Source organism: Thermobacillus sp. (genome assembly GCF_003390775.1).
Taxonomy (GTDB): Bacteria; Bacillota; Bacilli; order Paenibacillales; family Paenibacillaceae; genus Thermobacillus; species Thermobacillus xylanilyticus.
The window spans coordinates 1-12,420 of record NZ_QEWA01000058.1 but is presented as its reverse complement, the minus strand read 5'-3'; the positions used below and the strand labels follow the sequence as shown (position 1 = coordinate 12,420).

Here is a 12,420-nt window from a genome sequence, read left to right as displayed (position 1 = left end):
TTACAGCACTCCCTTGGTCGACGGGACGCCCTGCACGCGCGGATCGATGCTCGACGCTTCATCCAGCGCCCGGCCAAGCGCCTTGAACACCGCCTCGATCATATGGTGCGTGTTGCGCCCGTAATGCACGATCACGTGCAGCGTGATGCGCGCCTCCAGCGCCAGCTTCCACAGAAATTCGTGCACCAGCTCGACGTGGAAGCTGCCGACCGTCTGCGCCGGGTACTCCGCCCGGTACTCGAGGTGCGGGCGGTTGCTGATGTCGACCGCCACCTGCGCCAGCGCCTCGTCCATCGGAATGAACACGTTCGCATAGCGCCGGATGCCGCGCTTGTCGCCGAGCGCCTCGAGGATCGCCCGCCCGAGGCAGATGCCGATGTCCTCAACCGTATGATGATCGTCGACATCGACGTCGCCGCTGGCCTCCACCTTCAGTTCGAAGTGGCCGTGCTTCGCGAACAGCTCGAGCATGTGACCCAGGAACGGCACGTCCGTCTCGATCGACGTCTCCCCCGTCCCGTCGAGCGCGAAGCTCAGCTTGATGTCCGTTTCGCCTGTTTTGCGGGCGATGTCCGCCGCGCGTCTGACCGGTTCCGTCATCGCTTCAGCCTTCTTTCATTCCAATATCTTTGACTTGCTCCTTCATCAGCCGAACCTCGACGGCGCGGGCGTGAGCCTCCAGCCCCTCGCGGCGGGCCAGCGCCATGATCTTGCCGCCGTGCTTGAGCAGCGCTTCCCGGCTGTAGCGGATCAGGCTCGACTTCTTCACGAAGTCGTCAACGCCGAGCGCCGACGCGAAACGCGCCGTGCCGTTCGTCGGCAGAATGTGGTTCGGTCCGGCGAAATAGTCGCCGACCGGCTCCGTGCTGTACGCACCGAGGAAAATCGCGCCGGCATTCTCGATCCGCCCCACGACTTCCATCGGGTCCGCCGTCATGATCTCGAGATGCTCCGGGGCGAGCCGGTTGACGACCGCGATTCCTTCATCCAGCGAATCGACGGTCAGAATCGCGCCGTAGTCGTCGATCGACTTGCGCGCGATCGCCGCCCGCGGCAGATCGGCCAGCTGCCGCTCCACCTCGTCCGACACCGCCTTCGCCAGCCCGGCCGACGACGTCACGAGCACCGCGGACGCCATCTCGTCGTGCTCCGCCTGCGACAGCAGGTCGGCCGCAATATAGACCGGGTCGGCAGACCCGTCGGCCAGCACGACGATCTCGCTCGGCCCGGCGATGCTGTCGATATCGACCGCGCCGTATACCTCGCGCTTCGCCAGCGCCACATAGATGTTGCCGGGACCGCAGATTTTGTCGACCGGCGCGATCGTCTCCGTGCCGTAGGCGAGCGCGGCGATCGCCTGCGCCCCGCCGACCCGGTAGATCTCCTTCACGCCCGCCTCGGCGGCCGCCACGAGGATGTAAGGGTTGATCCCCGCCTGGCCGCCCGTCGCCGGCGGCGTCACCATGACGATCTCGGCCACGCCGGCCACCTGTGCGGGAATGACGTTCATCAGGACGGAGGACGGATAAGCCGCCTTGCCGCCCGGCACATAGACGCCGACCCGCCGCAGCGGCCGGACGATCTGGCCGAGCAGCGTGCCGTCCGGCGACGGCTCCATCCACGACTTCTGTTTCTGCTTTTCGTGGAACGCGCGAATGTTGGCGGCAGCCTCCCGGATCGCCGCGAGGAACTCCTCGTCCACCTGGCCGTATGCCGCCTGAATCTCTTCTGCCGTCACCTTCAGCCCGGACGCCTCAAGCTTCACGCCGTCAAACCGCTCGGTGAACTCAAGCAGCGCCGCGTCGCCTTTCGCCCGCACCGCCGCGACGATCTCCCGGACCGCCGCGTTCTGCTCCGGGCTGCCGTATTCGACTTCGCGCTTCAGATTGAATGCGCTCGCCGCCATGATGCGCATGGCTGTCACTCCTCACTGGAAGCTTTCCATTTACTGTGCACAGGCAGATCATATGGCTGCCGATGAATTCGTCACCAGCGATGCAGTGCAAAAATGCACCAGATTCGCATGCGAAACGCCGAGTGCGCCCAATATAGTGCAGATCTGCACTATATTGCATCCACGGTCACCGGTCATCCCGCTTCCTGTCCGCCTCTTGCACACTTTACGATCGGGCACCGCGCTGCAGCGTCTGCTGCAGCCTGTCGCACAAGGCCTGTATCGCTTCGTTCTTCATCCGGTAGCTGACCCGGTTCGCGATGAGCCGGCTCGTCACGTCGAACATCGTCTCCATCTCGACGAGGCCGTTCTCGCGCAGCGTCGCGCCGGTCTCGACCATGTCGACGATCCGGTCGGCCAGGCCGACGAGCGGCGCCAGCTCAATCGAGCCGTTGAGCTTGATCACCTCGACCTGCTGCCCCCGCTCGCGGAAATATTGCGATGCGACATTCGGATACTTCGTCGCCACCCGCGGGTGGATGACGGGCTTCCAGTCCGGCAGCCCGATCACCGACATCCGGCACTTCGCGATGCCGAGATCCAGCAGCTCGTACACATCCTTGTTCTCTTCCATCAGCACGTCCTTGCCGACGACGCCGATATCGGCCACGCCGTATTCGACATAGGTCGGCACGTCGACCGGCTTGGCCATGATGAACGACATCCCCGCATCGGGCACATCGAAGATCAGCTTGCGGCTGTCGTCGAAATCGTCCGGAATCAGCAGTCCCGCCTCCCGGAACAACTGCGACGCCTGCTTGTAAATCCGCCCTTTCGGCATCGCGACCATCAACGTGTCACGCATGTTTACCGCCTCCGCCCGCGCCTTTGCCCGCCGATCCGACAAAGCGCTCGAACCGTTCGTAAGCCGCGCCGTTGTGCAGGATCGGGCCGCCTGCCTGCAGCGCCCGCTCCAGCATCTCGGCTTCTTCGGCCGACATCTGCGCCGTCACGGCAACAAGGCCCTCGGCGCGCAGCCGGCCCGCTTCGGCCAGCGCGGCGGCTCGTCCGGCAGCGTCGTAGCCGATCAGCGTCCGGCCTCTGCCCGATTCGTCCGCGCCGCCGTCCACAAGATCGAGGATGCGCGTCGTCTTCAGCGCGAAGCCCGTCGCCGGCGAAGGCCGGCCGAACTGCGCCAGCAGATTGTCGTACCGGCCGCCGCTGACGACGGGGAATCCGAGATCCGCCGCGTAGCCTTCAAATGTCATTCCGGTATAATAAGAGAAATCGCCGATCATCGTCAGGTCGATCAGCACGTGTTCCGTCACGCCGTACGCGTCCAGCACGTCCCAGATCGCGCACAGATGGTCGATCGCCGCCCGCGCCGCCGGATCGCCGCTCAGACTCTTCGCCTGCCGGCACGTTTCCTGACCGCCGCGCAAGCGCAGAATGTCTTCGAGCTCCCTCTCCGCCTGCTCCGGCAGCCCGAGTGAACGGAGCCGTTCGCGATAGCCGACGTGGTCGCGGCTCAGCAGGTAGGCTTTGAGCTCGCGCTGCGCCTCCGCGCTCTCGCTGAGCTTCTCCTCCAGCAGCCCGTTCAGGAAGCCGACGTGGCCGATGGCAATCTTGAACCGGCTCACGCCCGCCGCCTGCAGCGAAGCGATCGCGAGCGCGACGACCTCGGCGTCGGCCTCGGGCGTCGGATCACCGATCAGCTCGACGCCGGTCTGGAAGAACTCCGCTTCCCGCCCGGCTTCCTCTTCAATGGCGCGGAAGACGTTCGCGTGATAGGAAAGCCGAAGCGGCAGCGGCGCATCCTTGAGCAGCGACGCGGCGACGCGCGCGATCGGCGCCGTCATGTCGGAACGGAGCACGAGCGTCGTGCCCCGGTTGTTGAGCAATTTGAACAGCTTGCTGTCGGACGTCGCGCTGGCGACGCCCACCGTATCGTAATATTCCATTGTCGGCGTCATGATCTGCTCGTAGCCCCACCGCTTCATGCATTCGAGCACCTGCTGCTCGATATGCCGCAGTTTCGCCACGACATGGGGCAGATAATCCTTGACGCCGGCCGGTTTCTCGAAACCTCTCGGTTTGGCCATAGCACGGGTCACCTGCAGTTACTTTATCTCGTTAAAGCGTTAATATGTTACCATACTGCCAAAATAAAGGGATTGACCGTATCGTAACACGACGAGGCGGCCCCGTCAAGCCGAGGCCGCCCGCATTACACCACTAAACCGTCATATTCGATTCCGCCGCTGCCGGAAGGCCCGTGCGAACAGCCAGGCCAGCAGCGCCGCCAGCGCGAGGCCGCCGGTCCACAGCACCGCGGGCGACGTCGCATCCCGCACGGAATGGCGCGTCGCGGCCGGCGTGTCCTGCGGCACGAGCCGTTCATAGATCGTCTTCACCTTCAGGCCGTACCGGGCGAGATACCGGTCCACTTCCTCCTGGCTGTAATATCTCGATTCGGCCCGGCCGTTCTTCAGTTTGATGAAGCCCTGATGAACGCCGGCGATCGTATAACCGCCGTCCGCCGTCTTCTGGAGCAGCACCAGGTAGGACGAACCTTTGTCGAGGACGCCCTCATCGCCGAATTGCAGGACGCGCGCCGTCAACTCCGATTTCTTCTCCAACCCGCCCTTGAGCGGAATGTCGATGCGGAACGTGTACCGATGCTCCGTATCGCTGTCTTTCATCCTGTCCGTCACCGTGCCCACGAACACGATATCCGCGTGAACCGAGAGCTCATCCAGGGATTCAATTGGGAAATTAAGCGCTTCCACTTCGCGGGATGCGTGAGCCGCGAAGAGCATTGCCGTCCATACGGCCAACAGGACCATCATGACCGCCTTGGCGCGCCGTCCCGGTGTCCGAACCCGGTGCATCCCGCACCCCTCCCCGTCCTTACGCTTTCATTACATATGACGCGGAGGGGCCGGCAAACGTTGCGTTCCGACCGGCATTTTTTTATTACTCCGGCTGCCACTTGTCCACCCGCAGATCCCGCAGCGGATTGCCCCCGACGAACGCGCCGGGCGGCACATCCTTGTGCACGACGGAGCCCGCCGCCACGACGGCGCCGTCGCCGATCGTTACGCCGGGCAGAATCGTTACGTTCGCGCCGATCATCACGTTGTCGCCGATCACGACGTCGCCGAGCCGGTACTCGCGTATCAGATATTCATGCGCCAGAATCGTCGAGTTGTAGCCGATGATGGTGTTGCTCCCGACCCGGATCCGCTCCGGGAAAAAGACATCCACCATCACCATCAGGGCGAACGCCGTGTTCCGTCCGACCTTCATCCCGAGCACATGCCGGTAGATCCAGTTCTTGAGCGGCAGCGAGGGGCAGTAGCGGGCCAGCTGGATGAAAATGAAATTCCGCACCACCTTCATCCGGCTGACCGTCTTGTACACCTGCCACAGCGAATTCGGTCCTTCCACCGGATAGCGCTCCACGTTCCTCACGGCGTCCTCCGCTCCAATCCCGCAAGTTCGTACAGGTCGCGCATGTCATGGATGATGTGCCGCGCGCCCGTCTCCAGCAGCACCCGCTCGCCCTTGAGCGACCAGGCGACGCCGACCGGCACGGAGCCGGCGGCCAAGGCCGACTGCATGTCGGCAGGGCTGTCGCCGACCATGAGCGCCCGCTCCGGGTGGACGTCCAGCGCCTCCAGCGCCTTGAGCACCGGCTCGGGATGCGGCTTCGGGTGCTCCACGTCGTCGAACGCGACGACCGCGTCCATGAAGCCGTCGATGCCCGCGAGCTTCATGCCGCGCGACGCCGTCAGCCGCATCTTCGTCGTGACGACGCCGATCTTGAGCCCGGCCGCCTTGAGCCGCTCCAGCACCTCGGCCACATGCGGGAAAGGCTTTACCAGCGCGTCATGCTCGCGCAGGTTGTACTCCCGGTATGCCGCGAGCAGATCGTCGACATCGTCCCGTCCGGTGAAATGCCTGAGCTGATCCTTCAGCGGCTTGCCCATGTGCGGAATGATGTGCTCCCGGCCGAATTCCGGCGGCGTCACGCCGCGCAGCGCATGGAGAAACGAGCGGATGATCAGTTCGTTCGTATCGAGAATCGTCCCGTCCAGGTCAAACAGTACGGCCGCTGTCGTCATCGTGCTGCAGTCCTTTCGCCCCGGTGCTGTCAGCGGGTTTCGTATCTCCCGCATCCTGCGCCTTGTCCTCTGACGGCTTGTCCGCTTCCGTCTCGTCCGCCGCCTCCGACTCACGTGAAATGTTGCGCTCATTGGGAGCATTCGCATCGCGCGATGCATCCGACGCCGGTTCATCCGCCTCATCGGCCATCCGATCACCCTTGAGCGGCAATGCGGCCGCGCCATCGGGACGTCTTACAATGATCGGATCGGCGTACCGCTCCGACGACGCGCCGCTGAGGCGCCGGTAGATCACGAGCGCAATGCCCGCCGCGATGAGCAGTACGGCGAGCAGCTGCGACGTGCGCACATTGCCGTAATTCGGATCCAGATAGCCTTGCTCGAACAGGGCGGTCATCGGCGACCACAGGCCGTTCAGCAGCGACGCCAGCCACTCCGGCCCCTGGAAGGCCAGGCTGTCCGTGCGCAGTCCTTCGATGAAGAACCGCCCGGCCGAATACCAGATGAGGTAGCCGAGGAACACTTCGCCCGCGCGCATGAACGACTGGCGGCGCAGGACGAGCAGCAGCACCAATCCGGCGAGATTCCAGAGCGACTCGTACAGGAATGTCGGGTGATAGTATGTTCCGTTTATGTACATCTGATTGACGATGAAGTCCGGCAGATGGAGCGTGTCCCGCAGGAACGACTCTTCGACGGGGCCTCCGTACGCTTCCTGGTTGACGAAATTGCCCCAGCGGCCGATCATCTGACCGACCAGAAACGAAGGCGCGCAGATATCGGCAATCCGCCAGAACGGATACCCTTTCACCCTGATGTAGATGGCGCCGCTTATGACGGCGCCGATCAGCGCGCCATAGATGGCGATGCCGCCGTGCCAGATCGCGAAGATCTCCCGGAAGTTGTCCTTGTAGTTCTCCCATTGGAACGCCACATAGTAGGCGCGCGCCGCGATCAACGCCGACGGCGTGCCGATCAGCATCAGATCCATGAAGAAATCCGAAGAGATGCCGAACCTGCGCCCTTCCCGGATGGCGAGCAGCAGGCCCAGCAGCGCTCCGAAGCCGATGATCGTGCCATACCAGGTCAGATTGATCGGACCGAGCCGAAGCAGGACCGGATCAATCGCCAGTTCAAAAACACGCATCGCCCGTCCGCCCCCTTATTCGAAATCATCCATATCTTCCGCGATGGATTCCGTCAGCTTGTTCGTGAATTGGAGCGCGGCATTGTATCCCATCCGCTTCAGCCGGTAATTCATCGCCGCCACTTCGACGATGACCGCCAGGTTGCGGCCCGGCCGGACCGGCACGGTGACGAGCGGCACATCGGTCTCGATGATGCGGGTCATTTCCTCATCCAGCCCGAGGCGGTCATACTGCTTCTCCTGCTGCCAGTTCTCCAGACGGATGACCATCTCGATCCGTTTCTGCGTCCGGATGGCGCCGGCGCCGAACAGCGTCATCACATTGATGATGCCGAGGCCGCGGATTTCGAGCAGATACCGGATCAGTTCCGGAGCCGACCCGTACAGATGACCGTCCGATGTCTGGATGATCTCGACCGCATCGTCGGCGACAAGCCGATGGCCGCGCTTCACCAGCTCCAGCGCCGTCTCGCTCTTGCCGATGCCGCTGGAACCCGTGATGAGCATGCCGATGCCGTACACATCGACCAGCACGCCGTGGATCGTCGCCGTCGGCGCCAGCCGCTGCTCGAGGAAGCCGGTCATCTTGCTGATCAGATAGGTCGTCGCCATGGAGGAACGAAGCACGGGGATTTGCTTCCGGCCGGCCTCCTCGATCAGTTCTTCGGGCACCGCGAGGCCGCGCGTGACGATGATGCACGGCGTCTCGTCCCGGCAGAGCCGGCTCACCCGGTCTTTCCGGACATCCGGCTCGAGCGTCTGGAAGAATGTCAGCTCGGTGCGGCCGAGGATTTGAATGCGTTCGCCAGGATAATGATCGAAATATCCCGCCATCTCGAGGCCGGGACGATGCAGGTCGTCCACCGTAATGCTGCGGCTTAAGCCTTCCGCACCCGCCACGACCTCCAGTTGATATTGCTTGACCAATACGGACACTTTAACGGCTTTTGCCAACGTCTTGCCTCCTTGCCGCCTGCTTTCGCGGCGCTGATGACTGACCGAAAGCCATGGACGGCTCCCGGTTTCCGCTTGTTACCATCGTAACCGATCGGATGCGGTTTGCGCAACGCGGGGATGACGCGCGGCACCCGCGGACAACAGAAAAGCCGCCTCGATGAGGCGGCCCGGTTGACTTGTGCGCTGATCCAGCGGATCAGGTCTCGAAAATGTTCAGTTCCGTTTCCGGATCGAACAGATGAATCTTGTTCATGTCGATCGCCAGCTTGATGTTCGCGCCTTCCTTCACGTCGGAACGGCCGTCCAGACGGGCGATGACGGTGTCGTTGCCGAGTCCGGCAAGATATACGTTCTTCTCGTGGCCGAGGTTTTCCACGACTTCCGCGAGCGCCGACACGATGCTCTTCGGCGATGCTTCCAGGAAGACCGGCTCGTCATGGAAGTCTTCAGGACGAACGCCCAGGATGACTTCCTTATTGACATAGCCTTTCTCGCGGACGATTGCCGCCTTGCCTTCCGTCAGCTCGATGTCGAGGCCGTCCGCCTTGAAGTGAACGGCGCCGTCGCGCTCGTACAGGCCGCCTTTGATGAAGTTCATCGCCGGCGAACCGATGAAGCCTGCAACGAACATGTTGACCGGATGGTTGTACAGCACTTCCGGCGAATCCGCTTGCTGGATGACGCCGTCTTTCATTACGACGATCCGGTCGCCCATCGTCATAGCTTCGATCTGGTCGTGGGTGACGTAGATAACCGTCGTCTCAAGCCGCTTCGCGAGTTTCGAGATTTCCGCCCGCATCTGCGTACGCAGCTTCGCGTCGAGGTTGGAGAGCGGCTCGTCCATCAGGAACACTTGCGGTTCGCGGACGATGGCGCGGCCCAGCGCGACGCGCTGACGCTGACCGCCGGAGAGCGCTTTCGGCTTCCGGTCCAACAGATGCTCAATGTCGAGGATCTTGGCAGCTTCGCGGACGCGTTTGTCGATGTCGGCTTTCTTGAACTTCCGCAGCTTCAGGCCGAACGCCATGTTTTGATAGACGTTCATGTGCGGATACAGCGCGTAGGATTGGAAGACCATCGCGATGTCCCGGTCTTTCGGGGCAACGTCGTTTACGAGGCGGTCGCCGATGTACAGCTTCCCTTCCGTGATCTCTTCAAGTCCGGCGATCATCCGCAGCGTCGTTGACTTGCCGCAGCCGGACGGACCGACGAGAACGAGGAATTCCTTGTCCTTGATATCGAGGTTGAAGTCCTTGACCGATGCGACATCGGAGCCGGGATACCGTTTGTATACGTGTTCCAAGCGTACGCCTGCCATGCGTTTCTTCCCCCTAAGCTCTTATTGGAGTGCTTATTACCATCTTAGCGTACAGCAGCCGCCTAAGAAAATGCACAAACCATACAAAAAAAACTACTTTCTTTTCGTTACTTTATACAATAGCAGAATGATCTTCACCAGCACGGCATCCCGGAACAGGCGCACATCGAGCCCCGTCTCCTGCTTCAGCTTGTCCAGCCGGTACAGCAGCGTGTTGCGGTGGATGAACAGCTTCTTCGCCGTATCGCTCACATTGCAGTTCATGGCGAAAAACGTCTCCAGCGTCGTCACGATCTCCGGCTCAAGCAGCAAATCGGTTCGGCTCGCGGCCTGTTCGATGAACCGGAGCCGCTGCTCATCCGGGATGCTGTTCAGCAGCCGCTCCAGATGGATGTTCCAGGGAAGATGGACCGTGTCGCCTTGATGGAACCGGCGCCCGAGAGCAACCGTCTCGCGCAGGAGGTATACCGTATCGACCAATGCAGCGGACGGCACGATCGGATGGGCGACCGCGATATGGTTCTCGCCGAGCCATTCGCTGGTGAGCATGTCGTGCATGCCCCGCGCCACGCTCTCCAGCAGTTCCTCCGGCGTCTCCTCGATTTCCCCCCTGCTGCCGACCTCCTCATAGAGCAGCGAATCCGGAGCGAGAATGAGCCACTCCTGCTCGCGGAGCGGCACGAGCAGCACGTCCGTTTCGAGATACGTCTGCAGCAGCTTCTCCAGTTCCGCATCGTTCGCCTTGGCCGCATGATCGGCGAGCAGAAGAAACGGGATCCATTCGATGTTGAGCCGTCCGCCCGCGTTGAACTCATCCGGGACAGCCGCCTGCAGACGGCCGGCGCCGATCTGTTCCTGAATCCATTCGCCGAGCCTTTGCATTTCCCGGTTCAGCGGCCGTTCCCGGCCTTCTTCGGCATGGCTGTCGCGCTCCAGTTCCAGCAGCAGCCATTCGAGCAGCTGCTCTTCCCGCCCGGTAAGGTCGCCAGGCTGGAGGTCGACATACTCCACTTTCTCATCGTCGGCACTGACGATCAATCGGATCGTGCCGTCCGGCAGCCTGAACCGATCTCCGGAGCGAATCCGGTCACCCGGTTTCAGACCGATGTCTTGCCATGCGGATTCCCGTTCGCCGAGCGGCAATCCCGCCGTCATAATCGGCGCGCCCAGCAGCGATTCCAGTTTCGATCTCCAGGACAACTCCATCGCAACGCTCCTATCCGCACCCGAATACTGTTATTGTAGCACAATTCGGACAGGCGGTGCCTTCCGGCGTCGATCATGCGCCCCATGCGAGCAGCAGCACGATGGACAGCAGGGCGAATACGATGGACAGCAGATAGAGGAACGATACGGTCTGGATCTGGGTGAGCCCCCATCGCATCAGCGCATGATGCGTATGGAGATTGTCCGCCTTGTGCAGCCCGCGGCCTTCGGCGAGCCTCCTCGCCATGACGATGATGGTATCCATGATCGGGACACCGAGCGCCAGCATCGGGATCAAAATGGTGATGAGCGTAGCGCTTTTGAGCGAGCCTTCCACGGCGATCAGCGACAAAGCATAGCCGAGGAATGCCGCCCCGGCGTCACCCATGAAAATGCGGGCGGGATAGAAGTTGAAAGCGAGGAACGCGGCGCATGCTCCGAACAGGATGAGCGCCAGCATCGCCGTATCCGTCTGATGCCGAATGACGGCGGTCAGAAACAGCGTCAGCGACGAGATCATGGAGACGCCGGCTGCCAGCCCGTCCACGCCGTCGATGAAATTGATCATGTTCGTAAGCGCGAAGATCCACACCACGGTCGAGACGACGGATGCCCATTCCGGCAGCATGATCATGCCGCCCGGTCCGGGCGAGGATACGCCGATGATGCGGATATCGAGCAGCACCGGCACGAATGCGGCCGTCAGATAGACGATCACACGCGGCCAGATCGGAAATTCATACCCCTTGGCCTTCGCCGTGTCATCCAGAAGACCGATGAACACGATGAGCAGTCCGCCGACTGCGACGGCGACGGACAGCGATGATCTGCCGCCGAAGAGCAGCATCGCCGCTGCGGTGGCGGCGTAGATCGCGGCGCCTCCGAGCAGCGGCACGGGAGCGGCATGAACTTTGCGCGGTCCCGGCATGTCCACGTAGCCGTGCCGCAAGGCGAACCGCGTAACATACGGCACGACCAGGAGCACTGCGAAGAAAGCGAACAATGCGCTGATGACCGCAAGCAACATCATCCCACCCCGATTCCACGGTTTGGGTTATAGTTTTCCCTATTGCCGCACCGCTAAACCCAAGGGAGGACTTTGATGAAATGCAAAAAACCTCCTGCGTCTGTGCGCAAGAGGCTTCATTCGTGAAAGTGGTGGAGGGCGATGGATTCGAACCACCGAACCCGACTGGGAGCAGATTTACAGTCTGCCGCGTTTGGCCACTTCGCTAGCCCTCCACGATGAACAATCCATGGTGGCTCGGGACGGAATCGAACCGCCGACACGAGGATTTTCAGTCCTCTGCTCTACCAACTGAGCTACCGAGCCTTGATTTGAATGGCGGAGCCGACGGGATTCGAACCCGCGATCTCCTGCGTGACAGGCAGGCATGTTAGGCCTCTACACCACGGCTCCGCGATAGGTAATGAACTTGAATGGTGGAGGCTGACGGGATCGAACCGCCGACCCTCTGCTTGTAAGGCAGATGCTCTCCCAGCTGAGCTAAGCCTCCAGGTATGGTAGCGGCAGAGGGCCTCGAACCCCCGACCTCACGGGTATGAACCGTACGCTCTAGCCAACTGAGCTATGCCGCCGCGTTACAGGGGCGTTGCCGCTGTCAGCGGCTGCGGTTCCCCCGCCTTGCACCCTGAAAACCGGATGCGAATGATTTGCTTCAAGCTGAACCCGTTTCCGGGGCCCCCGCAAAGTAATCGGACTACGCTTCGAAGCGAATCGTCACTTTGTGGGGTAAATTTAGGATAAGCC

Annotated in this window: 12 protein-coding genes and 5 tRNA genes; all 17 read right to left on the bottom strand. The window is 62.0% G+C overall.

The genetic code is table 11. The features are described 5' to 3' along the window. The 17 genes from hisB to C6W55_RS16335 all read right to left on the bottom strand — a co-directional run bounded on the left by hisB (nucleotide 1) and on the right by C6W55_RS16335 (nucleotide 12,248). A complete protein-coding gene (gene hisB, locus C6W55_RS16415) occupies nucleotides 1-600 on the bottom strand; it encodes an imidazoleglycerol-phosphate dehydratase HisB (RefSeq protein WP_286893880.1) in 600 nt (199 codons plus the stop codon). A gap of 4 nt (nucleotides 601-604) precedes the next feature. Further along, on the bottom strand, nucleotides 605-1,915 hold the full coding sequence (gene hisD, locus C6W55_RS16410; RefSeq protein WP_286893879.1) for a histidinol dehydrogenase: 1,311 nt from the start codon (nucleotides 1,913-1,915) through the stop codon (nucleotides 605-607). 205 nt (nucleotides 1,916-2,120) lie between these two features. Next, on the bottom strand, nucleotides 2,121-2,759 hold the full coding sequence (gene hisG, locus C6W55_RS16405) for an ATP phosphoribosyltransferase (protein ID WP_286893878.1): 639 nt from the start codon (nucleotides 2,757-2,759) through the stop codon (nucleotides 2,121-2,123). Continuing rightward, a complete protein-coding gene (locus tag C6W55_RS16400) occupies nucleotides 2,752-3,996 on the bottom strand; it encodes an ATP phosphoribosyltransferase regulatory subunit (protein WP_286893877.1) in 1,245 nt (414 codons plus the stop codon). Before C6W55_RS16400 ends, hisG begins: the two co-directional genes overlap by 8 nt. A gap of 141 nt (nucleotides 3,997-4,137) precedes the next feature. Beyond that, the gene (locus C6W55_RS16395; RefSeq protein WP_015256275.1) at nucleotides 4,138-4,785 is read right to left on the bottom strand and encodes a hypothetical protein; all 648 of its coding nucleotides are present in this window, start codon (nucleotides 4,783-4,785) and stop codon (nucleotides 4,138-4,140) included. An 85-nt stretch (nucleotides 4,786-4,870) separates the two neighbouring features. Next, on the bottom strand, nucleotides 4,871-5,368 hold the full coding sequence (locus C6W55_RS16390; protein ID WP_286893876.1) for an acyltransferase: 498 nt from the start codon (nucleotides 5,366-5,368) through the stop codon (nucleotides 4,871-4,873). Beyond that, nucleotides 5,365-6,021, bottom strand: coding sequence for a pyrophosphatase PpaX (gene ppaX, locus C6W55_RS16385; RefSeq protein ID WP_286893875.1), 657 nt, complete (start codon nucleotides 6,019-6,021; stop codon nucleotides 5,365-5,367). Before ppaX ends, C6W55_RS16390 begins: the two co-directional genes overlap by 4 nt. Then, entirely contained in the window at nucleotides 5,996-7,168 is a 1,173-nt protein-coding gene (gene lgt / locus C6W55_RS16380; protein WP_286893873.1) for a prolipoprotein diacylglyceryl transferase, read from the bottom strand. Before lgt ends, ppaX begins: the two co-directional genes overlap by 26 nt. Nucleotides 7,169-7,183: 15 nt before the next feature. Beyond that, nucleotides 7,184-8,122: an HPr(Ser) kinase/phosphatase gene (hprK, locus tag C6W55_RS16375; RefSeq protein ID WP_286893872.1), complete on the bottom strand. Its 939-nt coding sequence runs from the start codon at nucleotides 8,120-8,122 to the stop codon at nucleotides 7,184-7,186. Between the two features lie 199 nt (nucleotides 8,123-8,321). After that, complete coding sequence (locus C6W55_RS16370) at nucleotides 8,322-9,443, bottom strand: ABC transporter ATP-binding protein (RefSeq protein WP_286893871.1); 1,122 nt, start codon at nucleotides 9,441-9,443, stop codon at nucleotides 8,322-8,324. A gap of 93 nt (nucleotides 9,444-9,536) precedes the next feature. Beyond that, nucleotides 9,537-10,649 carry a PucR family transcriptional regulator gene (locus tag C6W55_RS16365; protein ID WP_286893870.1) on the bottom strand — a complete coding sequence of 371 codons (1,113 nt, stop codon included), beginning with the start codon at nucleotides 10,647-10,649 and terminating at the stop codon, nucleotides 9,537-9,539. Nucleotides 10,650-10,722: 73 nt separating this feature from the next. After that, a complete protein-coding gene (locus C6W55_RS16360) occupies nucleotides 10,723-11,679 on the bottom strand; it encodes an MraY family glycosyltransferase (RefSeq protein WP_353682051.1) in 957 nt (318 codons plus the stop codon). A 126-nt stretch (nucleotides 11,680-11,805) separates the two neighbouring features. Beyond that, nucleotides 11,806-11,891, bottom strand: a tRNA-Tyr gene (locus C6W55_RS16355). A gap of 15 nt (nucleotides 11,892-11,906) precedes the next feature. After that, nucleotides 11,907-11,982, bottom strand: a tRNA-Phe gene (locus tag C6W55_RS16350). Between the two features lie 10 nt (nucleotides 11,983-11,992). After that, nucleotides 11,993-12,069: transfer RNA gene (locus C6W55_RS16345), tRNA-Asp, on the bottom strand. Nucleotides 12,070-12,090: 21 nt separating this feature from the next. Next, nucleotides 12,091-12,166 (bottom strand) — tRNA-Val (locus C6W55_RS16340). A gap of 5 nt (nucleotides 12,167-12,171) precedes the next feature. Further along, a tRNA-Met gene (locus C6W55_RS16335) sits at nucleotides 12,172-12,248 on the bottom strand. Nucleotides 12,249-12,420 lie beyond the last annotated feature (172 nt).

Coding starts and splice junctions, on each gene's coding strand:
- ppaX (WP_286893875.1), bottom strand. CDS start 6,021: ATGACGACAGCGGCCGTACTGTTTGACCTGGACGGGACGATTCTCGAT.
- C6W55_RS16395 (WP_015256275.1), bottom strand. CDS start 4,785: ATGCACCGGGTTCGGACACCGGGACGGCGCGCCAAGGCGGTCATGATG.
- hisG (WP_286893878.1), bottom strand. CDS start 2,759: ATGCGTGACACGTTGATGGTCGCGATGCCGAAAGGGCGGATTTACAAG.
- lgt (WP_286893873.1), bottom strand. CDS start 7,168: ATGCGTGTTTTTGAACTGGCGATTGATCCGGTCCTGCTTCGGCTCGGT.
- C6W55_RS16400 (WP_286893877.1), bottom strand. CDS start 3,996: ATGGCCAAACCGAGAGGTTTCGAGAAACCGGCCGGCGTCAAGGATTAT.
- C6W55_RS16370 (WP_286893871.1), bottom strand. CDS start 9,443: ATGGCAGGCGTACGCTTGGAACACGTATACAAACGGTATCCCGGCTCC.
- C6W55_RS16360 (WP_353682051.1), bottom strand. CDS start 11,679: ATGATGTTGCTTGCGGTCATCAGCGCATTGTTCGCTTTCTTCGCAGTG.
- hisB (WP_286893880.1), bottom strand. CDS start 600: ATGACGGAACCGGTCAGACGCGCGGCGGACATCGCCCGCAAAACAGGC.
- C6W55_RS16365 (WP_286893870.1), bottom strand. CDS start 10,649: ATGGAGTTGTCCTGGAGATCGAAACTGGAATCGCTGCTGGGCGCGCCG.
- hisD (WP_286893879.1), bottom strand. CDS start 1,915: ATGCGCATCATGGCGGCGAGCGCATTCAATCTGAAGCGCGAAGTCGAA.